Below are 24,905 nucleotides of genomic sequence, written 5' to 3'. Positions count from 1 at the left end.
TCGCTGCATAAAATGTCCGTTCTCTTATATTTCACCCCAGGAGCCTAGGCCGCGTCATGACACAGCCCACCAACACCAGCGAGACGTGGCATGCCGTCGTTGCCGATCTCATCGAAAGATCGGAGCGTCCGGATTCCTCCGTGCCCACGCTCACTCACAACCAGCGCATCTACCTCCAGCTCGCACAGCCGCTCATGATTGATAACGGCTACGCCTTCCTCGCCACGGTGGATGACAAGGCCAAGCGGATCCTCGAGGTCGAATTGGGCTCACATATCAAAGACGCCCTGCAGCGCTACTTCGGCCGGCCGTTCTCCCTGGCCGTGTCCGTCGCGGCCCCGGCGCCAGAGCCCGAACCCGAGCCGGAACCGGAGCCCCCGCACCGCCCGCAGCAGATGGATGCCTCGCAGCTCGCGTCGCGCCCAGCACAGACCTCGGCGACCAGCTGGAATGACACGTATGCCACCCAGCAGCCCACAGGCCCGGCGAGCCTAGACGAACTGGCCGATGCCTATAACACGCAGCAGGCCGCGCAGCGCTCCGCCCGGGAGATCGCGCACCAGATGGCGCAGGGGTCTTCGGCCGGCGTGCAGCAGGGACCCCAGCAAACCGCCGCTGAGCAGGCGGGACGCATCAAGCGTGAGGTTCCCGCGCACGATCCCAACCGCGAGACCTCGCTCAACCCGAAGCACACCTTTGAGAACTTCGTCATCGGTTCCTCCAACCGTTTCGCCAACGGCGCGGCCGTCGCCGTCGCGGAGTCCCCGGCGAAGGCCTACAACCCACTGTTTATTTGGGGCGGCTCCGGCCTGGGCAAGACGCACTTGCTCCACGCGGCTGGTAATTACGCAAAACTCCTGCACCCGGGCCTGCGCGTGAAGTACGTATCCTCGGAGGAATTCACCAACGACTTCATTAACTCCATGCGTGATGACCGCCAGGAGTCCTTCAAGCGGCGCTACCGCAACCTCGATATCCTCATGGTCGACGACATCCAGTTCCTGGAAGGCAAGGAGTCCACGCAGGAGGAGTTCTTCCACACCTTCAACGCGTTGCACCAGGCCAACAAGCAGATCATTTTGTCCTCGGACCGTCCACCCAAACAGCTCACCACGCTGGAAGACCGCCTGCGCACCCGCTTCGAGGGCGGTCTCATTACGGATATTCAGCCGCCAGACCTGGAGACGCGCATCGCCATTCTCATGAAGAAGGCCGCAGCGGATGGCACGCAGATCGACCGCGAGGTCTTGGAGCTCATCGCCTCACGCTTCGAGAATTCCATCCGCGAGCTCGAGGGCGCGCTCATCCGTGTCTCTGCGTATTCCTCTCTTGTTAATGAGCCGATCAATATGGAGATGGCGGAGATCGCGCTGCGCGACCTCGTCCCGGATAACGCTGGCCGCCAGATTACGGCCGCGGCGATCATCGAGGCCACCGCCGAGTATTTCTCCATTGACCCGGACGATCTCCGCGGTGCCGGCAAGCGCCGCGCCATCGCCCACGCGCGTCAGCTCGCGATGTATCTCTGCCGCGAGCTCACCGAGCTCTCCCTGCCCAAGATTGGAGACGAGTTCGGCGGCAAGGACCACACGACGGTCATGTACGCGGTGCGCAAGATCTCCAAGGAGATGAACGAGAACCGCCAGACCTACAACGAAATCCAGGAGCTCACCTCCCGCGTCCAGTCCGGCGGGCATTAAACCTCGCTTTCCGATGCCGCCTTCCCCCTCCGGGGAGGCGGTTTTCGGCGTTTTAGGGCCGCCTGTAGACAAAGTTATCCACAGGCACGCCGGGGAATGGGGCGTCCACCTGCGCGGACTAAATTCCACAGGGCTTGTGACAACTGTGTAATTCCACTATTGTAATTAGGTGTTGTCGCTCACTTTGAGCGATTCCACAAGCAAGCCCCGGCGCCCGCGCCGCTGTGATCAGTCACGTGCATAACGATTGATCAACTCGGGCTTATCTGTGGATAACTTCATATGCAAAAAAGTTGATCACAGAAGTTTGGCGTTGATCACAGCGATCTCACACCACTGTTGACACCCCGAAAAGCGCCGGTGACGAGCGCCGATCGAGGGTTATCCACAGATTCCACACCGCCTATTACTACTACTACCTTTTTCTCAAGAAGGATTTCGCGAGAAATGGGGTGTGTGAAATCGGGCCTCGTTCGCCCGGCGGGGCGTACGAATGGCCATTCGCCTTTGTGCCTGGTCTATTTTCATTAAGGGATCGAGGGGATTTTCAATAAGGCGCGCAGCTTTATTTCGCCCCTATCCTTAGGCCCACCCGCGCACTCCCCATGCGGTAAGTTGGAATACCGAATTACTAGTATTTACGTGCCTGCGGCGCCCGCCCAGCAGCGCGTTACAACAATTGAGGAGATGCGCAACGATGGACACCACTCCCGTGTCGTTCCGTGTGGCCAAGGATGATCTGGCGAACGCCGTCGCATGGGTAGCACGCAGCCTGCCGTCCAAGGTCACTCAGCCGGTTCTGCGTGCCATGCTCATCACGGCTGACGAGTCCGGTCTGGAACTCACGGGTTTTGACTACGAGGTCTCCACGCGCGTGCGTATCCCTGCTGAGATCGAGACCCCGGGCACTACGGCCGTCGCCGGCAAGCTGCTCGCGGACATTGTTTCCTCTCTGCCCAATAAGCCGGTCGACATCCAGGCGGATGACAACACCAAGGTCCTCGTGTCGTGTGGCTCCTCCCGCTTCGAGCTGCCCATCATCCCGCTCGAGGATTACCCGCAGCTGCCGCAGCTGCCGGAGCTCACTGGCCGCATGAACCCGCAGCTCTTCGTCGAAGCCGTGAGCCAGGTCGCCGCTGCCGCGGGTCGCGATGACACGCTGCCCATGCTCACCGGCATCCACCTGTCGGTGAAGGGCCCCTCCATCGAGCTCACCGCCACGGACCGCTTCCGCCTCGCCATGCGCACCGTCGAGTGGGAGCCGGTCTCCGAGTCCGTCGAGGCTGATCTCCTCGTCCCAGCGAAGACCCTGCAGGACAGCGCGCGCTCCCTCGACACCCACCTCAACACTCCGGTGGAAATCGCCGTGGGTACGAGCGAGAACATCGCGGCCGATGGCCTCTTTGGCCTCCATACCGAGGCCCGCGAGACCACCACGCGCATGCTTGACGCAGACTTCCCGAATGTCGCGCCGCTGCTGCCTAAGACGCACACCGCCATCGCCAACGTGGAAGTCTCCGCCCTTCAGGACGCCATCCGCCGCGTCTCGTTGCTTACGGAGCGCAACGCCCAGATCCGCATGCACTTCTCCGAGGGCCAAGTCGTCCTCCAGGCCGGAGGCTCAGATTCCGGCCAGGCGCAGGAAACCTTGCAGTGTGCCTTCGCCGGTCCGGACGAGCTCATCATCGCCTTCAACCCGGGCTACCTCAAGGACGGCCTCGCGGTCATGCACAGCGACCGCGTGGTCTTTGGCTTCACCGAGCCCTCCCGCCCGGCGATCATGATCCCTGAGCCGGAGTCGCTTCCGGAAGCGGACGCAGACGGCAACTTCCCCACGCCGGAGACGAACTTCACGTACCTGCTCATGCCGGTCCGCCTGCCGGGCTAAACAGAAGGTTTTATGTACGTCAGCGACGTCAACGTGCGCGACTTCCGGTCGTGGCCCGAGCTCAAGCTCGCGCTTACCCCGGGAATCACGCTCTTTGTCGGCCGCAACGGCTTTGGCAAGACCAATATCGTCGAGGCCATTGGGTATACCGCACACCTAGGCTCGCACCGGGTCAACCACGACGCCCCGCTCGTGCGCGAAGGCGCGGAGAACGCCCGCGTCTCGCTCACCGTCGTCAACCACGGCCGCGAGCTCACTACGCATCTGCTTATCAAGCCGCATGCGGCCAACCAGGCGCAAATTAATCGCACGCGCCTGTCCACCCCGCGCGAGCTGCTCGGCGTGGTGAAGACCGTGCTCTTCTCGCCCGAGGACTTGGGGCTCGTGCGCGGCGAGCCAGCCACGCGCCGCGCCTACCTCGACAACATCATTGCCTCGCGTAGCCCACGCCTAGCTGGCGTCAAGGCGGATTACGACAAGGTGCTCAAGCAGCGCAACGCCCTGCTCAAGAACGCCTCCCAGGCCTTGCGCCGCGGCTACCGCGACGATGACGGCGCCGCGGCGCTGTCCACACTCGACGTCTGGGACGGGCAGCTGGCCACCCTCGGTGCCCAGGTCATGACCGCACGCCTCGAGCTTCTCGATGCCCTCGCGCCGCAGATCGCAGACTCCTACGCCGGACTCGCGCCCGAGTCGCGCCCCGCGCACGTGGAGTACAAGTCCTCCATCGACTGCTCGGACCGCAGCGTGCTCGAGGCCTTGCTGCTCACGGAGCTCGCCTCCATGCGCCAGCGCGAGATTGAGCGCGGCATGACGCTCGTAGGCCCGCATCGTGATGACCTCTTGCTACACCTCGGCACGCAGCCAGCGAAGGGTTTCGCCTCCCACGGTGAGACCTGGTCCTATGCGATTTCCCTGCGCCTCGCCGAGTTCCGCATCCTGCGCGCGGCGGATGGCTCGGGCGCCTCGGATCCCATCCTTGTTCTCGACGACGTCTTTGCGGAGCTCGACGCGAAGCGTCGTGAAAAGCTCGTCCACCTCGCCGCCGAGGCTGAACAGGTGCTCATCACCGCCGCCGTCGATGAAGACCTGCCGGGCAACCTCGAGCCCATCGTGCGCTACGAGGTCACGGTCGAAGACCTGCCGGAGGGCGCCGGCCGCATCTCGCATATCGCGAAGGTAGGCGACTGATGGGCGATTTTATCCAGGATGCCGTCGACGCCGCCCGCGCCGCCTCGAAGAATCCACCCCGGCTCAATAAGCCGGTCGCGCGTCTGCGGCTTACCGAGCCCAAGCCCGCGAGCACCCTTGACGAGCGCGCTGCGCGCCGCGCCGTGAAACATCTCGGCCGGGAGACTGGCGCGGACGGCTACGCGAAGCGACGGGGCATCGGCGTGCCGCAGCTCGGGGACGTCCTGCGCCGCACCGTGCGTGACCAGGGCTGGGAGGATGAACTGGGGCACGGTTGGATATTCGGCCACTGGGACCACGTCGTGGGCGAACTCAACGCCGCGCACTGCCGGCCCGAGAAGATTGAAGAGAAGGTCCTTACCGTCTCGTGTGATGCCTCGACGTGGGCGACCAACCTGCGCATGATGCAACGCCAGATCCTACAAAAGATTGCTTCTGAAATCGGCCCCGACATCATCGCTGAGCTGCGCATTACCGGGCCCAAGCAACACCGTAACTATCAGGGTCCGCAGTGGGTCAAGCGCCAAGGCTCTGATGACACCTACGGATAGTTCACTTCTGTCACACCCTCAAAAAGCGCCAAATTTGGGTGTCTGACGGGTTTCGGGTGCCTCTCAGTAGGGGGACACGGTGTAAGATAGTCAGGGTCTAAAATTTATTGCTAGCCAAAAGGAGTACACGTTTCCGTGGCTGAAGAACACGCATATGACGCCGGGTCAATTACGATCCTTGAGGGCCTCGAGGCCGTCCGTAAGCGCCCCGGCATGTACATCGGCTCCACTGGTGTACGCGGCCTGCACCACCTCATCTGGGAGGTCGTCGACAACTCCGTTGACGAGGCCATGGCAGGCTACGCCACCAAGGTCACCGTCACCCTGCTCGATGACGGCGGAGTCGAGGTCATCGATGACGGCCGCGGCATCCCGGTCGAGATGCACGCCTCCGGCGCTCCGACCGTCCAGGTTGTTATGACCCAGCTGCACGCCGGTGGCAAGTTCGACTCTGAGTCCTACGCCGTTTCCGGCGGCCTCCACGGCGTCGGTATTTCTGTCGTCAACGCCCTGTCCACCCGCGTCGAAGCCGAGATCAAACGCGACGGCAAGCACTGGTACCAGAAGTTCGAGAATGCCATCCCTGCACCACTCGAAGAGGGCGGTAACGCCCGTGGCACCGGTACCACCATCCGTTTCTGGCCGGACGCCGAGATCTTCGAGACCACGGAGTTCAACTGGGACACCATCGCTCGCCGTCTCCAGGAGATGGCCTTCCTCAACAAGGGCCTCACCATCGTCCTGCGCGACCACCGCACCATGTCGGCCGAGCAGGCCGAGCTCGAGGCCATCGCCGACGCTGGTGATGCCCCCGTGAGCCTCGATGCTCTCGACGCGGAAGAGTCGGCCACCGCTGAGGAAGAGTCGAAGGCGAAGAAGAATAAGGAAGTCACCTACCACTACCCGCAGGGCCTCCTCAACTACGTCGAGTTCCTGAACAAGAACAAGACGGCCATTCACCCGACCATCGTCGCCTTCGACGTGAAGGGCGAGGACCACGAGGTCGAGGTCGCTCTCCAGTGGAACCAGGGCTTCAAGGAGTCCGTCCACACCTTCGCCAACACCATCAATACGCACGAGGGCGGCACGCACGAAGAGGGCTTCCGCGCGGCGCTCACCTCCCTGATGAACCGCTACGCGAAGGAGCACAAGCTCATCAAGGAAAAGGATGGCAACCTCTCGGGCGATGACTGCCGCGAGGGCCTTGCCGCCGTCATTTCCGTCAAGGTCGGTGACCCCCAGTTCGAGGGGCAGACCAAGACCAAGCTCGGCAACTCTGAGATCAAGGGCTTTGTCCAGCGCTCCGTCAACGAGCACCTCAATGACTGGTTCGACGCCAACCCGGCCGAGGCCAAGGTCATTATCAACAAGGCTGTGTCCTCCGCACACGCTCGCGCTGCGGCTCGCAAGGCGCGCGAACTCGTGCGCCGCAAGTCCGCCGGCGACCTGGGCGGCCTGCCCGGCAAGCTCGCGGATTGCCGCTCCAAGGACCCGAAGATTTCCGAGCTCTACATCGTGGAGGGCGACTCCGCAGGTGGTTCCGCCAAGGCCGGCCGCGACTCTATGTTCCAGGCTATCCTGCCGCTGCGCGGCAAGATCCTCAACGTGGAGAAGGCCCGCATGGACAAGGTCCTCAAGAACGCCGAGGTTCAGGCCATCATCACGGCTCTGGGCACCGGTATCCACGAGGAGTTCGACATCTCCAAGCTGCGCTACGACAAGATCGTGCTCATGGCCGATGCCGATGTCGACGGCCAGCACATCGCGACCCTGCTGCTCACACTGCTCTTCCGCTTCATGCCGCAGCTCGTCGAGGACGGCCACGTCTACCTGGCGAATCCGCCGCTGTACAAGCTCAAGTGGGGCAAGGGCGAGCCCGGCTACGCCTTCTCTGACGACGAGCGCGACAGGCTGCTCGCCGAGGGCTTGGAGAACAACCGCAAGATCAACAAGGACGACGGCATCCAGCGCTACAAGGGTCTGGGCGAGATGAATGCGTCCGAGCTGTGGGAGACCACGCTCGACCCGTCCACCCGTATCCTGCGCCGCGTCGACCTTGAAGACGCGCAGCGCGCCGACGAGCTCTTCTCCATCCTCATGGGTGACGATGTCTCGGCTCGCCGTTCCTTCATTACCCGCCGCGCGAAGGACGTTCGCTTCCTCGACGTCTAAGCACGCATGACAAAGCCTCCGGATGTGGTCCGGAGGCTTTCGTCGTTGTGGGCGCGGATTTCAGAACACACAGCGGCGAAAAACTCGCGGATCTGCGAGCTTCGTCGTTCTGAAATCCGGCGGAGGAGCGTTAGAGCTCGAGGCCCTCGATGCCGTGGACGTTCCACGGCTGTGTATTGGAGTTCGACGGCGCCGATTGTGCGTCGAGGAGGACCTCGCGGATGACCTCGGTGGGGACGACGTCTGGCAGGTAGGCGCGCGGGGAGTGGCGGGCACGCACGAACCCGGAAAAGGAACCGACACCGGAGAAGGAATTGTTTTCTTCAGAAAGCATGCGCGCTACCTTACACGCGAAAAGCCCCGTCCGAAGACGGGGCAGACAACGCAGTGAAGTTACATGTGCGCTGCGAGCGTGCGGGCGAGCGCCGGCACGTGCGGGGTCACAATCTTCACGGCCTTGCCGCGCAGCGCGTTGTACGCCTTGAGGAACGCGCCGTTGTTGACCTGCTGGGACTTGTTGTCCGCGATGTTCATGATGGAGCCCGCGATCTGCTCGGAGCGCGGCTCCACAAACGCAGCGAAGTCAGACTGACCGGAGGCCTCGAACTCCTGCCACGTGGGCTCGAGCTCGCCGAGGACATCCGGGAGGACCTGCGCGACGACCTTGGACAGGACGTTGGCATCCGTCTTCTTTGCTGCGGAGACCGCGCCCTTGATTGCCATGCCGGTGATACCGGACTGCTCAGCGACGACGGTGTCGATGAGCTGGGCGACGTCGTTGATGACGGCCTGACGCGTCGCGCCGTCGAGAAGCTGGGAAAGGTGAGACATGCGTACTCCTAGCGGGACGAGCCGGCCTTGAAGGCGGCAATCTGGTCGGCGATCTGCGGCTGGCCAGCGTTGCGAGCGAGCTGCTCGAGGTCGAAGGAAATGCCCGTGGAGGAACCGCCCAGGCCCACTTGCTGTGCGAATGCGTTGATCGGCTCCTTGAGCGGCGTGTTATCCGCGATGAGCTTGACGCCGAGGAAGGACGGCACGGCAATGGAGGCGACGTCCGTGAGCGAGGAACCGGTGAACGAGTCGCCGTCCTTGCCCGGCTGGAAGCCTTCGCCCTGGTTGTTGTTGATGAGGTCTTGGGCGGTGTCAGCGGAGGCAGCAGGGACGGCAGCGCCCAGTACGGTGACGGTGAGCGCGGCAGCAGCGAGATTCTTGAACTTCATAAACGTCTAACTTACCTGGTTGCGGCGACACGGAGGAATACCTGGGCGCAATAATCGGCGAATTCTTTGTTGTAGGCCCCCAGTGCCGGGACCGCGATGAGCACGCGCCGCAGGGCCGCGGCCGCCTGCCGCGCGTCGGCGTGGACGGGGATTCCTTCTACCTTCGCCGCGCTTGCCGATGCCCCCGCCACCAGCGCCGCAAAGTCCGTCACCGTTGTGCCGTAACGCGCGCAGAACTCCCGTGCGATGAGGAGGATTTGCTCGGGACTCATGTGCGTGACCTGCGGATTTCGGCCTCCAGGGCGGCGCGTCCGGGCAGGAGCTCGCGGGCGGTGGCTTGGACGGCGGCATCGGAAAGCGTGCGGGCCGCGGCGGTGACGATGGCACGCACGGCGGCCTCGTGCTTGCTCGTGCCCTGCGCGGAGGCGAGCAGGGTGAGCGCGTGGTCTTGGTCGGGGGTGAGGCGAAGGGTCATGGCCATGATGGAGATGGTATCACTGTGATACCGTTCGGGTGCGGTTCGAGGCTTCTGCGGGCTGTAGAGGGTAGAATCAGCGGTTATGAGTGATGACAACAACGGCGATCTTTTTGATCGCATTCACCCCATTGATATCAACGAGGAGATGGAGTCGAGCTACATCGACTACGCCATGTCCGTCATCGTCGGCCGCGCGTTGCCTGAGGTGCGTGACGGCCTGAAGCCGGTGCACCGCCGCATTCTCTACGCGATGTACGACTCCGGCTACCGCCCGGAGCGCGGCTACGTGAAGTCCGCACGCCCGGTTTCGGACACCATGGGTCAGTTCCACCCGCACGGCGACTCCGCCATCTACGACACGCTGGTCCGCCTGGCGCAGTCGTGGAACATGCGCTACCCGCTGGTCGACGGCCAGGGAAACTTCGGTTCCCGCGGTAACGACGGCCCGGCTGCTATGCGTTACACCGAGTGCCGCATGACGCCGCTGGCCATGGAGATGGTTCGCGATATTCGCGAAAACACCGTGGACTTCTCCCCGAACTACGACGGCAAGACCCAGGAGCCGGACATCCTGCCGTCCCGCGTGCCGAACCTGCTCATGAACGGTTCGAACGGCATTGCCGTGGGTATGGCGACGAACATCCCGCCGCACAACCTGAACGAACTGGCCGAGGCCATCTACTGGCTGCTTGACAACCCGAATGCGTCCGAGGAAGAAGCGCTCGCAGCGTGCATGGAGCGCGTGAAGGGCCCGGACTTCCCGACGGCCGGCCTCATCGTGGGCGACCAGGGCATCAAGGATGCGTACACGACCGGCCGTGGTTCCATCCGCATGCGCGGCGTGACCTCCATTGAGGAGGCGGGCAACCGCCAGACCATCGTCATTACCGAGCTGCCGTTCCAGGTCAACCCGGACAACATGGTGGCCAATATCGCGGAGTCCGTGGCTAATGGCAAGATCGCGGGCATCTCCAAGATTGAAGACGAATCCTCGGACCGCGTGGGCATGCGCATTGTTGTCACCTTGAAGCGCGACGCCGTGGCCCGCGTGGTGCTCAACAACCTGTACAAGCACTCGCAGCTGCAGACCTCCTTCGGCGCGAACATGCTCTCCATCGTGGACGGCGTGCCGCGCACCCTGCGTCTCGACCAGATGCTGCGCTACTACGTGGCGCACCAGATCGAGGTCATCGTGCGCCGTACCCAGTTCCGCCTGGATGAGGCCGAGAAGCGCGCCCACATCCTGCGTGGTCTGGTCAAGGCCCTCGACATGCTCGACGAGGTCATCGCCCTTATTCGCCGTTCGCCCACCGTGGACGAGGCGCGTATCGGCTTGATGCAGCTCCTCGACGTCGACGACGTCCAGGCAGACGCCATCCTCGCCATGCAGCTGCGCCGCCTGGCCGCCCTGGAGCGCCAGAAGATCATCGACGAGTTGGCGGAGATCGAGCGTGAGATCGCGGATCTGAAGGATATCCTGGCCCGCGAGGAGCGACAGCGTCAGATCGTCCACGACGAGCTCGTCGAGATCGTCGAGAAGTACGGCGACGAGCGCCGCACCCGCATCGTGGCCGCCACCGGCGACGTCACGGACGAGGATCTCATCGCCCGCGAGAACGTCGTTGTCACCATCACGTCTACCGGCTACGCCAAGCGCACGAAGGTCGACTCGTACAAGTCGCAGAAGCGCGGCGGCAAGGGCGTGCGCGGCGCGGAGCTCAAGCAGGACGACATCGTGAAGAACTTCTTCGTCTGCTCCACGCACGACTGGATTCTCTTCTTCACCAACTTCGGCCGCGTCTACCGCCTCAAGGCCTACGAGCTGCCCGAGGCAGGTCGCGCCGCCCGCGGCCAGCACGTGGCTAACCTGCTGGAGTTCCAGCCGGAAGAGAAGATCGCCCAGGTCATCCAGATTCAGTCCTACGAGGACGCTCCTTACCTGGTCCTCGCTACGCAGCAGGGCCGCGTGAAGAAGTCGCGCCTCACCGACTACGAGTCCGCGCGCTCCGCTGGCCTCATCGCCATCAACTTGAACGAGGGCGACGCGCTCATCGGTGCCTCCCTCGTCTCCGAGGGCGACGACATCCTGCTCACTTCTGAACAGGGCCAGGCCATTCGCTTCACCGCAGATGATGATCAGCTCCGCCCGATGGGCCGCGCGACCGCCGGTGTGAAGGGCATGCGCTTCCGCGGCGACGACCAGCTGCTGAGCATGTCCGTCGTCAACGACGGCCAGTTCCTGCTCGTGGCTACCTCCGGCGGCTACGGCAAGCGCACCGCCATCGAGGAATACACGCAGCAAGGCCGCGGCGGCCTTGGTGTCATGACCTTCAAGTACACCCCGAAGCGTGGCAAGCTCATCTCCGCCATCGCCGTCGAGGAAGATGACGAGATCTTCGCCATCACTTCTGCCGGCGGCGTCGTGCGCACCGAGGTCGGCCAGATTCGCCCGTCCTCGCGCGCGACCATGGGAGTGCGCCTCGTCGACCTCGCCGAGGGCGTCGAGCTGCTTGCCATCGACCGCAACGTCGAGGATGATGGCGAGGAAAACGCGGAGGCCGTCGCCAAGGGTGAGAAGACCGTCGAGGACGTCCAGCAGGAGCACCTCCCGGGTGCCCCGGCTGCGGACTCTGGCGCCGACGCTGATTCCGACGCTGACACCAATACCGAGGAGTAATTCATGGCACGACGAGACGTAACGCTCAAGCGCATCGCACCGCTCTCTGCGTTCCGCGTCGGCCTGGCCTTCTCGCTCATCGGGCTGGTGGCCTGGCTGCTCGCGCTGTGCCTCGTGTGGTTCGGCATGGACATGGCTGGCGTGTGGGACTCACTCAATAGCCTCATCGGCGACGTGGGTGGTGGCATCACCATCACCTTTGGCATGGTCCTGTCCATCGGCGCGCTCTTCGGGGCGATCATGGCGGTACTCATGACCATCCTCGCGCCGTTGCTGGCCGTGATATACAACGCGGTCGTCGACCTCTTTGGCGGCTTCGTTCTGCGGCTGACGGACTACTAATCCGTTGCATGTGCGCCGGCCTTTTGGGTCGGCGCTTTTTATGTCTTAACCAGGCGATTTGTGTATTTGCGTGGTCACTATGTAAAGTTACATCTCGTTCCGCAATGAGGGCCTATAGCTCAGTCGGTTAGAGCGCATCGCTGATAACGATGAGGTCGCAAGTTCGATTCTTGCTAGGCCCACCAGGAACACGGGGCATTAGCTCAATTGGTAGAGCATCTGCTTTGCAAGCAGAAGGTCAGGAGTTCGATTCTCCTATGCTCCACAGATAAGACCCGGCACCGCAAGGTGCCGGGTCTTTGTGGTGTGCGGGGCGCCGCCTCGACCGCGTCAACGCCTTCCCCACGACGGCGGAGATGGACACCTACCTGCGCGGAACCGCCACCGTGGCCCTCCACAAGGTCGCCATGCAGATGCGCGCCCGCGGCTACGAGGTCCTCCTGCCCACCAGCGAGCTCCCTGAGCTCGACCTGCCCCCAGCTCGACCGCCAGGCCGACCTCGAGCACGAGCGCAACTTCCGCTTCCAGCTCTTCCCCGTCGCCGCTGAGCGCTCTGACTTCGACGAGGCTTCCGATGCCCCCTCGTCCGACCTCTACTATCGCCTCGAGGTCTACGGCCTCACCGGCTCGCTGGGCTTCGACGTGTACGGCCACTCGCAGAACCAGATCATCAACAATGTGCTTGACATGTATGAGCGCCACCCCGCCTTCCTCTACATTCTGACCCGCGACTAACGCCATATTGTCGCAGTTTTGAAATCCAAGTGAGCAGGAGTACCGTTTTCAGGTACTGGGGCATTAGCTCAGTTGGTAGAGCGTTGCGTTCGCAATGCAAAGGTCAGGGGTTCGATTCCCCTATGCTCCACAACTGGAAAATCCTCTCCGCACCTTGCTGCGGAGAGGATTTGTGCGTATGCGCTCAAAGCCGGCCTCTACGGGATATCGACGCGGTCTGTCGTGCTCACCGTCACGCGTCCAGCGTTGAGGGTGTGGACGCGTGGTCCCGCAGCGTGCGGGCGGATGTCGACGACAGTGATGCCGGAATCATCGGCGCGATGGAGGAAGACGAAGTTCGCGTCAGAGACGCCCTCCGCGATGCACCATGAGCCGGGGATGTGGTCGGCGGGATCAGCGGAGAGCCCCTCAAGGAAGTCGTCGGGCTCACGCACCGGCGGAACGTCGAGCGGAGCGAGGGAGGCGATACCAGCAGCGACCAGCGGCTCCTTGGTGGTGGGCGACCAGAAGCCGGCCGCGTTGTCGATGTAGCATAGCGGGCGCGTGCCGTCGGTGTACCAGTGCCCGGGGCGCAAGACGATGGGGTAGCCGTACGCTGCCGCGAGCAGGGCGTCGAGGTCAGGGGCTGCAGGCAGCTCGAGCGGCGACTCGAAGAGCCGCTCGCCGGACCACGCCGGCTCAGCGGGCAGCGGCCCGCGGAGAAGGTCTGAGGCCGCGGAGACCGTGTTCTCGGAGCCCGGTACCCAGAATGTCGTTCGCTCGTCCTCGGTGGCGACGGGCACGACGACGCTGTGGCCGAAGACGTACCACCAGCCCTCGAGCGGTTGGCTCAGGAAGCTGCGGATTTCCTTCCAGGCGGGTGAGTCCATGAAGAGCTCAGGCAGATAGTGTGCGCAGATGTCGTGCAGCGCTGCGATCTGCGTCGTGTGCTGAGCGGTGACGTAGCCGTCGCAGTCCATAGTGAAGGTGGCACGTGGGCCGTGCGTGATGAAGTCCATGGTGTCCTCCCCGGGGCAACGCCGACGGTGCTGTCGGCTTCTGCCGTTTTTACCACCGGGCTGGTCCGACGGCAAGGAGGTGGAGCGCACGGGCGTTTTGCCGACGAAGCCTCCAGATCCATGCAGATCTGAAGGCTTCGTCGGCGAAAAATTCCGGAGGAGGGCCCTAGCGTATCTCTACCGAACGGATGTGGTTGCCCAGGCCGAGGCGCTCGAAGACGGTGCGCGCGGTACGGGGGTCATCGGCGGCGCCCATGGCGAGCAGCAGTGAGACGTAATGGTCCGCGGTCGGGTGCGCGATGCGGGCGGCCGGGGCTTTATTCATGTAGTCCATGAGGGCATCGACATCGCCGGCGTGGATGTGTTCGGCGGCCCATTCGTCGAAGGCATCGAGGTAGCCCATAACGCGGTTTGGGTTGCGGAAGACCTCGAAGGAGTGCGTCATGTAGCCGGAGCCGATGACGAGGACACCCTCGTGGCGCAGCTGGCGGAGCTTCTCGCCCAGATCGAGAAGATCGCCCGGGTTGAGGCTCGGCATGGAAACCTGGAGCACCGGGACGTCGCCAGCCGGGTACATGGCCATGACCGGGATGAACGCGCCGTGGTCAAGACCGCGGTTCGAGAACTGGTAGACCGGCTGGTAGCCGAGCATGCCTGCGACGCGGTGGGCGAGATCCGTCGCGTCCGGGGTCTCGTACTTGAGCGTGTAGTACTCCGGGTCGAAGCCGGAGAAGTCGTAGTAGAGCGGCGTGCCAGCAGTAGAGGCGCTCAGCGCGGCCGGAGCATTTTCCCAGTGTGCGGAGACCACAACGATGGCGCGCGGCTTGGGGAAGGTCTGCGCCCAGTCGTAGAGCGCATTCATCCACTCATGGTCGCCCAGCGCCGGCGGAGCGCCGTGGCTGATGAACAGGGAGGGGAGGGGGCCATCGGAAAGCTCCCATTCGCGGCGCAGGCCCGCCAGGGGGATAGTGCGCTCGCGCAGATCGTAGAGGCCGCCAGCGGGGCGGGCAGGGTTCATTGCTTCGGCGATGGTGGTCATGCCGTTCTCCTTCGTTTAACTTCAAGCTTTAACGTATCATGCAACGCTTCAAGGTTAAAGTTATTCCAACCCCTTGTCATGCAAGAATGAGGTTTAGGGTGTGTTAATCTGAGTCCATGAATGAACCGTCGGAACCCCGCTGGTTGGACGAGGAAGAGCTCGATGCTTTTTCCTCGTTAATGTATGTAAACCTCCAGCTCATTAACAAGCTCGACCGTCAGCTGCGCAAGGACGCAGGCATGAGCTTTTATGACTACACCGTCATGTCGCGCCTGTCTGAGGCACCGGAGCACACCATGCGCATGAGCGCGTTGGGGCACATCACGGGCGGTTCGCTCTCGCGTCTGAGCCAGGTCGTTACCCGCCTGGAGAAGAACGGCTGGGTTCGCCGCGAGCCCGATCCCTCCGACGGCCGCTTTACCGTTGCCATCCTCACCGAGGCTGGCTGGGATACCGTCGTTGCCACTGCGCCGGGCCACGTCGAGGCCGCGCGCCGCATTGTCATTGATCGTCTCACGCGCGCACAGGTGCGCCAGCTTGGGCAGGCCATGCACCGCATCGCCATCGGCATCGAGGAAGAAGACTGCTGCTAGCTGGGCAGTCCCCGCTTGCGTGAGACCGTTTTATCGAACGGAATCCAAAAACGCAGCGGGGCGTCCGCGTTTTTCGAGATGCCAATGCGCGGGCCACGCACCCACTCGACGGGCTCTTGCGGCTCCTCGATAACCGGCTGCGCGCCGTTATCTTCGAGCGTGAGCCCCAGCGCCTTTCCTAGGTTTCCCGGGCCGCGCGCCAGATTGACGTCCGGGGTCTCTCCGCGCCGGGCGCGGGCGATCTCGATGCCCCCAATAATCTCGCCGCCCCGCAGCAAGACGCCCTGGCCAGTGCCTTCGGGCGCACACACGAGGTTGCCATTGCGATGGATGCCGTAGGACGCATAGACGTAGAGCCGCCCGGGCGGGCCAAACATTGTGGCGTTGCGCGGGGTCATCCCATTGAAGGTGTGGGCTGCCTCGTCGTGTTCGCCGAGGTAGGCCTCGACCTCTGTGAGCCGCACCGCGACATCATGAAAGTGCACCACCGCGCCGAGGAGCTGCGGTGCGACGACGTCTGCGGGCTGGCTGAAATCAATCATGGTTTAGCGCTGAGTATACGTCCGGCCCGGCTGTGGGTTGGGAATCATCTCGTCAAGGCTCACCGGTGTGAGCCCCTTGGCCTCGAGGCCGTCGATGACGCAGTCGACCGCCGCGACCGTGGTCGGGTGAATATCGTGCATGAGAACGATGCTGCCTGCCTGCGCCTCGTTGACTGCGGTCTGGCACGTCTGCTGCGGGCTCTTCGTCTTCCAGTCGAGGGTATCGACGCTCCATAGGACCTGGGCGGCGCCGGCTTCACGCGTGGACTGCGCGACGGTGGCATTCGTGGCGCCGTACGGCGGGCGCACCCAGCGGCTGCCATGGCCGACGGCGGCGTTGATCGCGGCGTTGCCCGCCGCGATTTCCCGGTCCACGCTGGCCTTATCCATCTTGTTGAGTTCCTTGTGGCTCGCCGTGTGGTTGCCGATTGTGTGGCCTGCGGCCTCCATGCGGCGCAGCAGTTCCGGGTGCGCACTCGCGTTGGGCGCAAGGACGAAGAAGCTGGCAGTGACGTCGTGGCGGTCCAGGATGTCGAGCAACTGGGTTGTGCTGGCCGCGGGGCCATCATCGAAGGTGAGTGCCACACAGTTGGGGCACGCGGGGCGAGCGCTCTTGTGCTTCTTCTGGGCCTTGTCCGTTGCCGGAGCCTTCGGTCGTGGATCCGGCACGTAGGCACGTGCTTCACTCGGCAGGGCGTTATAGGCAGCAATCTCAGCGTCGCGCACTGCCTTGTCCCATGAGCCTTGCGCCTGCGAACTCATCTGCGCGAAGTCCTGTAGCGGATCCGCCTGTGCAGACGGCGCGGCAGCGAGAACAAGCGCGAGAAGAACAGCAGGAAGACGACGAGACACGGCAACACCTTTATGAAAACGACTGCAGGAAAGCTACAGTCTGCCATTTAAATCGGCGCATTTCCGCAGCGACACGGTAAAGGAGTTAACTAGTGGGGCAGAAGTGACGAAGATCCTGTGCCAGGAAAACTGGCAGCAACTCCCAGAAACCACGCAGCCGTGTGTGCGGCTCTCGTCAGCCACGCCCTCCATAATGAGTTCATGCGTTTGTGAGAGGGCGCATACCTTGAGAGAGATAGAGAGAGCCCCGGGTCCCGGGGTAGCGGCGTGAGACACCGCTTATGGGACACCTTTGAGAGAAAGAGTCACCGTGAGCCCCGACCGAATCGGTCGGGGCTCACGGTGGTTCTGGGCGCAGGAATCCTCGTGGAGGCGTTCCTCTACAAGCTAGAAACGCTTGATAAGGATGGAATAGCCGTGCGCGTCTGAGGCGGGGATGTCCGTGAAGCCGACGTGGCGGTAGAGACGCGCAGCGCGGGTGTTCGTGTCTTTCACGGACAGTGAGATGCCGGGGGCACCGAGCTCACGGGCGAGCTCCGTAGCGGCATGGAGGAGTGCGGTGCCAATGCCCTGACTCTTGTAGCGGCCTTCGACGGCGAGCGCGATCTCCGGTATGCCGGGCTCGGCGTGGCCATAGCCGTGGCGCTCGTCCGTGCCCCAGTTGAGCCAGACGCCGCCGGCGGGAATGTTGCCGCGCCAGGCGATGAAGCCGCCGCGCTCTGGCTGCCAGTCATCAACGTAGAAGGTGAAGTCCTCATCGAACTCGGCGGGCACGGTGCCGTGCTCATCGCCGAAGGTGTCCGTGAGGAAGTTGAGTCGTGCGATGTAGGTGCGGTCCGCTTCCGTAGTCGGGCGGAGCTCAAGACGATTGTCTGGGAGGTCGTTGGGATTATTGTCAGAATGTTCGGTCGACATAGTCATGCCACCCAGTCTAGGAGCTTTCTGTTGAGGAGCCTTCCCACTGGCGGTAGGCGCGGGCGTAGCGGCCGCCCAGTTCCATGAGCGAGGCGTGGTTGCCGTCCTCGACGATTTCTCCTTGCTCCATGACGATGATCCGGTCGGCCTCGCGGGCCTGGTCGAGGCGGTGGGCGACGACCAAGGTCGTGCGGCCCTCGGCGACGGTGCGGGCGGCGGACTCGAGGACGGCGGCGTGCTCAGAACCAGCCTCGGAGGTCGCTTCGTCCATGATGAGGACCGGCGGTTGGCGCAGGACCATACGGGCGAGCGAGATCTGCTGGGCGACCTCGGCGCTCACCTCGTTGTTGCCGGCGCCGATGGGAGTGTCGAGGCCCAGCGGCAGGTCGCGCTCCCAGGCGGCCGTGTCGGGCGTAAGCCCGACGGCGGCCAACGCTGAAAGGAGGGCGGCATCGGAAAGCTCGGGGCCTGCCATGTGGAGATCCTCGCGGAGCGTGCCGGAGAAGAGGTGGACGTCTTGGGTGACGAGCGCGACGTGCTGGGTGACCCAGGTGTTGGGCACCGTGGCGGTGTCGATGCCGCCCACGCGGATGCGGCCGGCGCTGGGATACTGCAGGCCCGCGACGAGCGCGGCGAGCGTGGACTTGCCCGCGCCCGAAGTCCCGACCAAGGCGGTCGTGGTGCCCGCGGCGAGTTCCAGATCGACGTGGCGGAGGACGGGCTCGCCGCCGGGGTAGGAGTAGGACAGGCCCTCGATGGTGACGGCCGGGGACGCGGTGAGAACCGGGCCCTCGGAGGTGCCCTCGTTGCCCGCGAGGGTGGCGAGGGAGACCGCGCGGCCGAGCGAGGTGACGGCGTACTGGATTTCGCCCGCGAAGAACAGGATGTTGAAGACGTGAATTTCCAGGCGCGTGACGAGCAGGACCGCGGCAGCGGCCTGGCCTTGGGTAATCCAGTCCCAGTGGACCATGGGCACGGACATCACGAGGGAACCGAGCAGGAGAATGCCGAAGGTGAGCGTGCCTTGGCCGATGATCCGGTTGACGAGCGGAACCTTATCGGCCCAGGCCTGGACGGTATCCCAGGACTGGCGCTCCATCCGGCGCGTGGCCCAGGGACCCAGGTGGTATTCGCGCAGGGTGGGCAGCGCGCGGATGGTGTCGAGCAGGATGTTATTGCGGGTCGCCTCGGAGGAGGAGACGTAATTGGCCACGGCAGGGATGTCGCGGATGGTGCCCTTGATAAACGGGTACATGATGGCGGCAGCCACGAGGAAGAGCAGGGCGTAGGCCGGATGGATGAAGAGCATGGTCACCGCCGTAATCGGCAGGATGAACAGCGTGATGGCGAGGCGCTCGCCCATCATGGACACGGCCATGACCACGTTATCGATGTCCTTGGACAGGCGGGTAATGACGTTGCCGGTGCCCAGCTCCATGATGCGCGGGACGGGGGCGCGCAGGACGGAGTCGAGCGCGGCCGTGCGCAGGTCCGTGGCCAGGCGCCGAGAGCGAGACTGGAGGAGGTAGCCGCCCACGGTGCGGCCGAGCTGCTCGGCGAGCAGCGCGAGACCGATGAGCACGAGAGCCGCAATCATGGCGGAACGACCGGACCCGAGGACGGGAAGCGACATTCCATTGATGAGGTCCACGATGCGCCCGAGGAGCTGCGAGCCGAGGTTCATCATGACGATGGTGGCGGCGAAGATGAGGGCAATGCGCCACAGCCATCCGCGCGAGGGCGCGGACGGCAGGGACTTGAGCAGGCGCCACGACTCGCGCGGGGTGGCGGGGGCGAGGGCGTCGACGTGGCGGTTTCTCATAGCGTCACCACCTTGTCCGCGTTGGCGGCCCACGTGGCCGCAGAGGTAATGACGACGGTCGTGCGACCGGCCCGGAATTCCTTCGTGCGTTCCGCGACGGCGGCGAGAGTCAAAGAATCAAGGCCCGTCGTCGGCTCATCAAGCACGAGGATATCCGGGTTCGCCGCGAGCGCGCGGGCCAGGGCCACGCGCTGGCGCTGACCACCAGACAGGTTCAAGCCCGCCTCGCCAATGGGGGCGGCGGGCAGTTCGCCATGGGAGCCGAAGCCGCCCAGGCGGCGCACAATATCAGAGCACGCCGCGGCCTCGAGCGCGCCTTCGACGTCAGTGGCGGTGCCCTCCGGATCGATATTGTCCTCCAGTGTGCCCTCGAGGACGCTCACGCGGTGTGGCGGGCACAGCGCGCCGCGATGGCGCTGAAGATGCCGCGTCCATGCGGCGACCTGCGCACGCGCGGCCGGGGTCTGCGGGTTCCACACGACGAGACCGGTGACCTCGCCAGGATCCGCGTCTGGGAGCTCTTCGCCTTCGCCGAGCTCGTCCAGCAACGCGCCCACGCGCACGGCAGACGCCTTGCCACGCGACCACACCTCGGTGAGCATGCCCAGCGAATGACCCAAGGCGGTCATCGCGGGTGGAACGAGCATGGTGATCGTCATCATTCCGCCGGGGTTAATCGCGCCCTCGAAGGTCTGCCAGCCCGCCCACACGAGGATGCCGATGGCAAAAGAGGTGGGCACGAGTTGGCGTGCGAATTGCAGGACCGCCATGAGGTGGACCTCGGCGAGCATGGCATTTAGGGCCGTTGCTGCCGATGCCCCGTAGCGCTCCCGCGCCACCGGCCCCGCACCCAGGCCTTTGACCACGCGGTTTCCTTGCGCCACGTCCGTGGCGATGGCGAGCGAGGCGGCCTGCGTGGAGCGGCGCTTCGCCGCCGCGCGGGAAAGCGGGCCGGCTGTCGCCCACGAGGCCAGCGCGGTGCAGACGGCGCCCACGGGCATGGCGATGGCCACTTGCCAGGAGATGGGGGCGATGACGATGACGCCGCCGGTGAGGTACCCCACCATCATGATGGGGAAGTTGAGGATCTGCTTGAGCTTGCCCACAAAGTCCGAGTCTTCGTCCACCGTGTTGAGTAGGCGTCCCGGATTGAGCGCGGCGGGAGAGGCCAAAAGACGGTCGAGCAGACCTAAGCGCAGCGTGTGCGTGGTGCGCGTCTGCGACATATCCGTAAAAGCATCCGCGGAGGCCTCGGAGAGATACTGCACGTAGAGGATCACCATGACGGCGAGAACCGGAAAACCGAGCGTCCCCCAGGAGGTCTCGGTGAAGGCATGCTCGGTGGCCTGGCCGATGAGCAGCGAGGTGAGCGCGCCGATGGGCGCGGAGATGACCATCGCGACGAGGATGCCAATGACGCCGCGCGGCTGCGCCACGAGCAGGCGGCGCGTCGCGCGCGTGGGATCGTCCCACGGCGTCGTGGAGATAAGGGAGGGGTCATCGTGCGGCGGATCATCCGGCACGTACCACGCCCACGTTTTCAGACGCGGGTAGAGACGGGGCTGAGAGCTCATGGCTCCCAATCTTAAAGTGTCCTCGTCCTCACGAGTACTCCCTAGAAGTACTCATTACGGGTGCTAGGACAGGAAGTAGCTCGCGACGTCTGTGCCGTTGAATTCGCGCTGCGTGCCGTGGGTATCGACGGAACGGAACAGGGAACCGGAGTCGATGGCGTCGCGGAGGAGATCAACGCGGGCGACAGGGTCATCGACCACTGCGCCCGCGTCAAAGTAAAAGACGTCGCCGTTTTTTAAAGTGACGGTCAGAGCTTCGATAGCCATGCGCGGTACCTCCAGTGTTGCCAAGAACCAGGTGAGAAGATCACATCTCAGATTGGGGTCTATGCAACCATTGGGGTGCGATAACTTGCAATTCGCAGTGATCAAGGCAACCCGCGCAGGGCCCCGAATGCACACATTTTGCGCCCATCCGGGGGTAAAGGACTACTTATTGTCCTCGTCGAGACGGTGCTTGGCGCCGTCGAATTTCTCGTCCACGCCCTTGCGCTCGGCCTCAGCCTCGATGCGGTCGGCCGTGGTAGTGGAGCCCTCCTCGCGCAGCTTGGCAATCTGCTCGTCGATGTCGCCCAGCAGCTTCTCATCGCGCTCGACAACGCCTTCCTCGGCGAGATCGCTGTGCACGGCAGCCTTGTCAGCCGGGGTATCGGCGAGATCATCGGCTGCCGAGGTAGACGTGTAGACCAGTGTGGAGCCCTGGACCTTGTCTGCACCGAATTCCTCGACGCGCGGCGGCTCGGTGGCCGGGGTGTCGTTCTTGCGCAGCCAGTAGTACACGCCGCCAGCGATAGCGGAGATCACGGCCAGCACGGCCGCGATGGGCCAGAACTTCGAGCCTTTCTCCTTCTTCGCGGCGCGGGCCTGGGCCTTCTTCAGTGCCTTGGCGCGGGCCTTTTCGATCTTCTTCGAGACCTGCTTGTTCTTCTTAAACAGCTGCTTCTGGGTGCGCTTGGATTCCTTGCGGGCTTGCTTGGTTGCGGCCTTGGCCTCCTTGCGCGCCTCCTTGACCTGGGTGCGGCCAGCCTTCTTGGCTTCTGCGACGCGGTCGCCCAATTCCCCGGCGACCTCTTCGCGGCGGTCTGCGAGCTCCGCCAACGTGCGCTCCAGACGAGCATGCGCCGCCTTGGTGACGCTGCCCGCCTCCTTGCGGGAACGCGGGAAATTATCGTCCAGGGAGCTCGACGCGGTCTCCGCGGCGGTGGCGAGCGCGTCGTAGGCCTCGCGTTGTTTGTCCTCGCGGTACTCGGCGAACTTGGCCCATGCGGACTGTGCAGCCTTGATGGCCGGTCCGATGTAGGTCGGGTTCATGGTGGTCTCCTTTTTTGCTTGATTCGCTACCTCACCCAGCGTACTTATCTTCCGGACTCTGGGTGGGGGCGTTCTGGACCGAACTACAGACCGATTTTTATTCGTGCACTTTTCACCTAATGAACAAGCGTGTGCACTATTTATTGGTGATATTAAAAATCTAAGGGTTCCGCCAAAAGTGAACAGCTTGGTACGTTTTTGCATCAACACACCCCGTCTACCAGGAAGGATGATCTATGGTTCCGCGCTTCTCGGCCTCCGCGCCGCTAGACCTTTTGGAGCAGCGACCCGCGCGCACCGCCCAGCGCGTCGCATTGTCCTTCGAAGTCATCCCGCCCCGTCACGACGCGGATGACGCCAAGATCGCCGGGCTCATCGATACGCTCGCCCGCTTCGATCCGGACTATGTGGCGGTGACGAGCTCCCGTCGCTCTGGCTGGCTTGAGGGCACCGCCGCCTTTATCGAGCGCATCAGCTACGCCACGGATATGCGCCCGCTCGCGCACCTGGCCTGCACGGCTGGCCCCACGCACGAGCTCGAGGGCTGGATCGACCGCCTTGTCGACTCCGGGGTCCGCGGCCTCCTCGCCCTACGCGGGGATCTGCCGGAGGGGGAAACTGCGCTCCCGCCTGACCATCTCCCGCATGCCGATGCCCTCGTCCGCCTCATTCGCCAGCGTGAGACTGCGCAATTCGCACGCTTTGCAGCCGGCAGGCTCGCCGTGGGCGTCGCGTGCTACCCGAACGGCCACGCGGAGTCCGCCAGCCTCGATGAGGATCTCGATGTCCTGCTCACCAAGCAACGCCTGGGCGCGGACTTCGCCATCACACAGCTCTTCTTCGACGCGGAGGACTTCTTGCGCTTCCAGCAGCGCGCCCGGCTCGCCGGGGTCCATATTCCGCTTATACCGGGCATCATGCCCATGACCAGCCTGGCTCGGGTCCACCGAATGTCTGAGCTTTCCGGCGTGCCCGTGCCAGACCGCCTCGAGCGGCGCCTGCGCGGGGACCCCACCGCGGGCCTCGAACTCACGGTCCAGCTCGCCGGCGAACTCCTCCGCGGCGGTGCCCCGGGCCTGCACATGTACACCCACAACGACGCTGAACTCACCACCACTATCTTGTCAGAAATTGGAATCCACCCATGAACACTCCTCACTCCACCCCGTTTACTGCACCTTTCCCCTCCGCCACCATCCAGGGCTACCCGCGCATCGGCGCCCAGCGCGAGCTCAAGTTCGCGCTCGAGGCCCTGTGGTCTGACCGCGCTAGCGAAGAGGACTTCCTGGCCGCGAGCCGCGCGCTCCGTATAGATACGTATGCGCGCCTTCGCGACGCCGGCCTGAACGAGGACTACGCCATCCCCGCTGACGGCGCCGTCTACGACCACGTGCTCGAGACCGCGCTCACCGTCGGTGTCCTTGGCACCCACAAAGAGGTTTCCCTCGCTGAGGAATTCACCCTCGCGCGCGGCAATGATGCCCAGCCCGCGCTCGAGATGACCAAGTGGTTCGACACGAACTACCACTACCTCGTCCCGGAGATTGCCGACGGCGCCGTCTTTATCCCGCGTCCCGAGCGCACGCTTCGTCTCGTCGAGGAGGCCCGCGCCGCCGGTCACACCATCCGTCCTGCCCTCGTCGGCCCCGTCACGCTGCTCGCCCTGTCCAAGCAGGCGGACGGTGCCACGTCCCAGCCGCTTGAGCATCTCGATGCCCTCGTTGAGTCCTACCGCACAGTCCTCGCCGCCCTCGCCGACGCCGGCGTCGAGTGGGTTGAGCTCACCGAACCCGCCGTTGTCGCGGACCTCGCCGTCGCCGACGACGCGACCCTCGCACAGCACATCGCTGCAGCCTACGCCCAGATCCTCGGCGCTGAGCAGCGCCCGCAGGTTCTCGTCTCCACTCCTTACGGCGCCGCCCGTGCCGGACTCGCCGCGCTTGCCGATGCCGCCCCCGAGGCGCTCCATGTCGACCTCGCCGTCGGCACGCTCGCGCAGGAGCCGGACTACGTGCACCGTGTGGCCTCGCTCCGCGATATCCACCTCGTCGCCGGCCTCATCGACGGCCGCAACGTGTGGGCCGCGGATCTGCGCACGCTGCGGAACACGCTCGAGCAGCTCGGGGACGCGGTCTCCGTGTCCACTTCCACGAGCCTGCTCCACGTTCCGCACACGGTGGCGGCGGAAACGTACCTGCCCGTCGACGTCGCGCCGTGGCTCTCCTTCGCGGACGAGAAGGTCGCCGAGGTCGTGGCGCTGGCCGCCGGACCCCTCGATGCCCCGGAGGCCTACGCCCAGGCGGAC

Annotated in this window: 24 protein-coding genes, 3 tRNA genes and 1 pseudogene; 14 read left to right on the top strand and 14 right to left on the bottom strand. The window is 64.2% G+C overall.

Going from position 1 to position 24,905, the window contains the following annotated elements; genetic code table 11:
• The first annotated feature begins 56 nt into the window (after positions 1-56).
• The 5 genes from dnaA (at position 57) to gyrB (ending at position 7,502) form a co-directional block, all read left to right on the top strand.
• A complete protein-coding gene (dnaA, locus tag BN9444_RS03715; RefSeq protein WP_066492734.1) occupies positions 57-1,700 on the top strand; it encodes a chromosomal replication initiator protein DnaA in 1,644 nt (547 codons plus the stop codon).
• Between the two features lie 697 nt (positions 1,701-2,397).
• Positions 2,398-3,588 carry a DNA polymerase III subunit beta gene (dnaN, locus tag BN9444_RS03710; RefSeq protein ID WP_066492738.1) on the top strand — a complete coding sequence of 397 codons (1,191 nt, stop codon included), beginning with the start codon at positions 2,398-2,400 and terminating at the stop codon, positions 3,586-3,588.
• A gap of 12 nt (positions 3,589-3,600) precedes the next feature.
• Positions 3,601-4,779, top strand: a complete 1,179-nt coding sequence (gene recF, locus BN9444_RS03705; protein ID WP_066492740.1) for a DNA replication/repair protein RecF — start codon at positions 3,601-3,603, stop codon at positions 4,777-4,779.
• Positions 4,779-5,330, top strand: coding sequence for a DciA family protein (locus BN9444_RS03700; RefSeq protein WP_066512585.1), 552 nt, complete (start codon positions 4,779-4,781; stop codon positions 5,328-5,330). Before recF ends, BN9444_RS03700 begins: the two co-directional genes overlap by 1 nt.
• 135 nt (positions 5,331-5,465) lie before the next feature.
• Complete coding sequence (gyrB, locus tag BN9444_RS03695; protein WP_066512587.1) at positions 5,466-7,502, top strand: DNA topoisomerase (ATP-hydrolyzing) subunit B; 2,037 nt, start codon at positions 5,466-5,468, stop codon at positions 7,500-7,502.
• 130 nt (positions 7,503-7,632) lie between these two features.
• Here the strand turns inward: gyrB and BN9444_RS03690 are convergent, their stop codons facing one another.
• From BN9444_RS03690 to BN9444_RS03670, 5 genes are read right to left on the bottom strand one after another with little or no spacing between them, the layout of a single operon-like run.
• Positions 7,633-7,836 (bottom strand): nitroreductase family protein, encoded by a 204-nt coding sequence (locus tag BN9444_RS03690; protein ID WP_066512589.1) that lies wholly within the window; start codon positions 7,834-7,836, stop codon positions 7,633-7,635.
• A 59-nt stretch (positions 7,837-7,895) separates the two neighbouring features.
• Positions 7,896-8,333, bottom strand: a complete 438-nt coding sequence (locus BN9444_RS03685; RefSeq protein ID WP_066492751.1) for a DUF6918 family protein — start codon at positions 8,331-8,333, stop codon at positions 7,896-7,898.
• An 8-nt stretch (positions 8,334-8,341) separates the two neighbouring features.
• A complete protein-coding gene (locus tag BN9444_RS03680) occupies positions 8,342-8,722 on the bottom strand; it encodes a hypothetical protein (protein WP_066512592.1) in 381 nt (126 codons plus the stop codon).
• Positions 8,723-8,733: 11 nt separating this feature from the next.
• Positions 8,734-8,994 (bottom strand): cell filamentation protein Fic, encoded by a 261-nt coding sequence (locus BN9444_RS03675; protein ID WP_066492754.1) that lies wholly within the window; start codon positions 8,992-8,994, stop codon positions 8,734-8,736.
• Positions 8,991-9,203: a CopG family transcriptional regulator gene (locus tag BN9444_RS03670; RefSeq protein ID WP_066512594.1), complete on the bottom strand. Its 213-nt coding sequence runs from the start codon at positions 9,201-9,203 to the stop codon at positions 8,991-8,993. Before BN9444_RS03670 ends, BN9444_RS03675 begins: the two co-directional genes overlap by 4 nt.
• A 79-nt stretch (positions 9,204-9,282) precedes the next feature.
• On the opposite strand from BN9444_RS03670, the gene gyrA reads away from it, so the two are divergent.
• The 6 genes from gyrA to BN9444_RS03640 all read left to right on the top strand — a co-directional run bounded on the left by gyrA (position 9,283) and on the right by BN9444_RS03640 (position 13,084).
• On the top strand, positions 9,283-11,877 hold the full coding sequence (gyrA, locus tag BN9444_RS03665) for a DNA gyrase subunit A (RefSeq protein ID WP_066512599.1): 2,595 nt from the start codon (positions 9,283-9,285) through the stop codon (positions 11,875-11,877).
• A 3-nt stretch (positions 11,878-11,880) separates the two neighbouring features.
• Positions 11,881-12,219 (top strand): DUF3566 domain-containing protein, encoded by a 339-nt coding sequence (locus BN9444_RS03660; protein ID WP_066492763.1) that lies wholly within the window; start codon positions 11,881-11,883, stop codon positions 12,217-12,219.
• A 108-nt stretch (positions 12,220-12,327) separates the two neighbouring features.
• Positions 12,328-12,404: transfer RNA gene (locus BN9444_RS03655), tRNA-Ile, on the top strand.
• 7 nt (positions 12,405-12,411) lie between these two features.
• A tRNA-Ala gene (locus BN9444_RS03650) sits at positions 12,412-12,484 on the top strand.
• A 41-nt stretch (positions 12,485-12,525) separates the two neighbouring features.
• Entirely contained in the window at positions 12,526-12,954 is a 429-nt protein-coding gene (locus tag BN9444_RS03645; protein ID WP_068801426.1) for a hypothetical protein, read from the top strand.
• 57 nt (positions 12,955-13,011) lie between these two features.
• Positions 13,012-13,084: transfer RNA gene (locus tag BN9444_RS03640), tRNA-Ala, on the top strand.
• Positions 13,085-13,151: 67 nt separating this feature from the next.
• Here the strand turns inward: BN9444_RS03640 and BN9444_RS03635 are convergent.
• Together BN9444_RS03635 and BN9444_RS03630 are read right to left on the bottom strand one after the other, a co-directional pair.
• Positions 13,152-13,952 carry a hypothetical protein gene (locus tag BN9444_RS03635; RefSeq protein ID WP_066492772.1) on the bottom strand — a complete coding sequence of 267 codons (801 nt, stop codon included), beginning with the start codon at positions 13,950-13,952 and terminating at the stop codon, positions 13,152-13,154.
• 166 nt (positions 13,953-14,118) lie between these two features.
• Positions 14,119-14,991, bottom strand: a complete 873-nt coding sequence (locus BN9444_RS03630) for a DODA-type extradiol aromatic ring-opening family dioxygenase (protein WP_068801425.1) — start codon at positions 14,989-14,991, stop codon at positions 14,119-14,121.
• A gap of 116 nt (positions 14,992-15,107) precedes the next feature.
• Here BN9444_RS03630 and BN9444_RS03625 point away from each other — a divergent pair, with 116 nt between their 5' ends.
• On the top strand, positions 15,108-15,584 hold the full coding sequence (locus BN9444_RS03625) for a MarR family winged helix-turn-helix transcriptional regulator (protein ID WP_066492778.1): 477 nt from the start codon (positions 15,108-15,110) through the stop codon (positions 15,582-15,584).
• On the opposite strand, the gene BN9444_RS03620 is transcribed toward BN9444_RS03625, so the two are convergent.
• The 7 genes from BN9444_RS03620 to BN9444_RS03590 all read right to left on the bottom strand — a co-directional run bounded on the left by BN9444_RS03620 (position 15,581) and on the right by BN9444_RS03590 (position 22,600).
• Complete coding sequence (locus BN9444_RS03620) at positions 15,581-16,126, bottom strand: DNA-3-methyladenine glycosylase (RefSeq protein WP_066511163.1); 546 nt, start codon at positions 16,124-16,126, stop codon at positions 15,581-15,583. The genes BN9444_RS03625 and BN9444_RS03620 overlap by 4 nt on opposite strands.
• A gap of 3 nt (positions 16,127-16,129) precedes the next feature.
• Positions 16,130-16,978: a polysaccharide deacetylase family protein gene (locus tag BN9444_RS03615; RefSeq protein ID WP_066511165.1), complete on the bottom strand. Its 849-nt coding sequence runs from the start codon at positions 16,976-16,978 to the stop codon at positions 16,130-16,132.
• Positions 16,979-17,365: 387 nt separating this feature from the next.
• Entirely contained in the window at positions 17,366-17,893 is a 528-nt protein-coding gene (locus tag BN9444_RS03610; RefSeq protein WP_068801480.1) for a GNAT family N-acetyltransferase, read from the bottom strand.
• A gap of 16 nt (positions 17,894-17,909) precedes the next feature.
• Positions 17,910-19,715 carry an ABC transporter ATP-binding protein gene (locus tag BN9444_RS03605; RefSeq protein WP_066511167.1) on the bottom strand — a complete coding sequence of 602 codons (1,806 nt, stop codon included), beginning with the start codon at positions 19,713-19,715 and terminating at the stop codon, positions 17,910-17,912.
• On the bottom strand, positions 19,712-21,289 hold the full coding sequence (locus BN9444_RS15395) for an ABC transporter transmembrane domain-containing protein (protein WP_066511173.1): 1,578 nt from the start codon (positions 21,287-21,289) through the stop codon (positions 19,712-19,714). Before BN9444_RS15395 ends, BN9444_RS03605 begins: the two co-directional genes overlap by 4 nt.
• 63 nt (positions 21,290-21,352) lie before the next feature.
• Positions 21,353-21,556, bottom strand: a complete 204-nt coding sequence (locus BN9444_RS03595; protein ID WP_066492794.1) for a hypothetical protein — start codon at positions 21,554-21,556, stop codon at positions 21,353-21,355.
• Between the two features lie 162 nt (positions 21,557-21,718).
• Positions 21,719-22,600 carry a hypothetical protein gene (locus tag BN9444_RS03590; RefSeq protein ID WP_066511176.1) on the bottom strand — a complete coding sequence of 294 codons (882 nt, stop codon included), beginning with the start codon at positions 22,598-22,600 and terminating at the stop codon, positions 21,719-21,721.
• A 236-nt stretch (positions 22,601-22,836) separates the two neighbouring features.
• On the opposite strand from BN9444_RS03590, the gene BN9444_RS03585 reads away from it, so the two are divergent.
• Positions 22,837-23,748: a methylenetetrahydrofolate reductase gene (locus BN9444_RS03585; protein ID WP_066511179.1), complete on the top strand. Its 912-nt coding sequence runs from the start codon at positions 22,837-22,839 to the stop codon at positions 23,746-23,748.
• Positions 23,745-24,905 (top strand): annotated as a pseudogene (locus BN9444_RS03580) (5-methyltetrahydropteroyltriglutamate--homocysteine S-methyltransferase); the annotation flags it as partial. The gene BN9444_RS03585 and the pseudogene BN9444_RS03580, both read left to right, overlap by 4 nt.

Origin of the sequence: Corynebacterium phoceense, assembly GCF_900092335.1 — a bacterium.
Lineage (GTDB): Bacteria > Actinomycetota > Actinomycetes > Mycobacteriales > Mycobacteriaceae > Corynebacterium > Corynebacterium phoceense.
Note: the sequence above shows the minus strand (reverse complement) of the source record. Positions and strands in the feature narration are given on the sequence as shown.

Excerpts from the sequence above, each read along its gene's own strand:
- dnaA (WP_066492734.1), top strand. The coding sequence starts at position 57 with ATGACACAGCCCACCAACACCAGCGAGACGTGGCATGCCGTCGTTGCC.
- dnaN (WP_066492738.1), top strand. The coding sequence starts at position 2,398 with ATGGACACCACTCCCGTGTCGTTCCGTGTGGCCAAGGATGATCTGGCG.
- recF (WP_066492740.1), top strand. The coding sequence starts at position 3,601 with ATGTACGTCAGCGACGTCAACGTGCGCGACTTCCGGTCGTGGCCCGAG.
- BN9444_RS03700 (WP_066512585.1), top strand. The coding sequence starts at position 4,779 with ATGGGCGATTTTATCCAGGATGCCGTCGACGCCGCCCGCGCCGCCTCG.
- BN9444_RS03690 (WP_066512589.1), bottom strand. The coding sequence starts at position 7,836 with ATGCTTTCTGAAGAAAACAATTCCTTCTCCGGTGTCGGTTCCTTTTCC.
- BN9444_RS03685 (WP_066492751.1), bottom strand. The coding sequence starts at position 8,333 with ATGTCTCACCTTTCCCAGCTTCTCGACGGCGCGACGCGTCAGGCCGTC.
- BN9444_RS03680 (WP_066512592.1), bottom strand. The coding sequence starts at position 8,722 with ATGAAGTTCAAGAATCTCGCTGCTGCCGCGCTCACCGTCACCGTACTG.
- BN9444_RS03675 (WP_066492754.1), bottom strand. The coding sequence starts at position 8,994 with ATGAGTCCCGAGCAAATCCTCCTCATCGCACGGGAGTTCTGCGCGCGT.
- BN9444_RS03670 (WP_066512594.1), bottom strand. The coding sequence starts at position 9,203 with ATGGCCATGACCCTTCGCCTCACCCCCGACCAAGACCACGCGCTCACC.
- gyrA (WP_066512599.1), top strand. The coding sequence starts at position 9,283 with ATGAGTGATGACAACAACGGCGATCTTTTTGATCGCATTCACCCCATT.
- BN9444_RS03660 (WP_066492763.1), top strand. The coding sequence starts at position 11,881 with ATGGCACGACGAGACGTAACGCTCAAGCGCATCGCACCGCTCTCTGCG.
- BN9444_RS03635 (WP_066492772.1), bottom strand. The coding sequence starts at position 13,952 with ATGGACTTCATCACGCACGGCCCACGTGCCACCTTCACTATGGACTGC.
- BN9444_RS03630 (WP_068801425.1), bottom strand. The coding sequence starts at position 14,991 with ATGACCACCATCGCCGAAGCAATGAACCCTGCCCGCCCCGCTGGCGGC.
- BN9444_RS03625 (WP_066492778.1), top strand. The coding sequence starts at position 15,108 with ATGAATGAACCGTCGGAACCCCGCTGGTTGGACGAGGAAGAGCTCGAT.
- BN9444_RS03620 (WP_066511163.1), bottom strand. The coding sequence starts at position 16,126 with ATGATTGATTTCAGCCAGCCCGCAGACGTCGTCGCACCGCAGCTCCTC.
- BN9444_RS03610 (WP_068801480.1), bottom strand. The coding sequence starts at position 17,893 with ATGTCGACCGAACATTCTGACAATAATCCCAACGACCTCCCAGACAAT.
- BN9444_RS03605 (WP_066511167.1), bottom strand. The coding sequence starts at position 19,715 with ATGAGAAACCGCCACGTCGACGCCCTCGCCCCCGCCACCCCGCGCGAG.
- BN9444_RS15395 (WP_066511173.1), bottom strand. The coding sequence starts at position 21,289 with ATGAGCTCTCAGCCCCGTCTCTACCCGCGTCTGAAAACGTGGGCGTGG.
- BN9444_RS03595 (WP_066492794.1), bottom strand. The coding sequence starts at position 21,556 with ATGGCTATCGAAGCTCTGACCGTCACTTTAAAAAACGGCGACGTCTTT.
- BN9444_RS03590 (WP_066511176.1), bottom strand. The coding sequence starts at position 22,600 with ATGAACCCGACCTACATCGGACCGGCCATCAAGGCTGCACAGTCCGCA.
- BN9444_RS03585 (WP_066511179.1), top strand. The coding sequence starts at position 22,837 with ATGGTTCCGCGCTTCTCGGCCTCCGCGCCGCTAGACCTTTTGGAGCAG.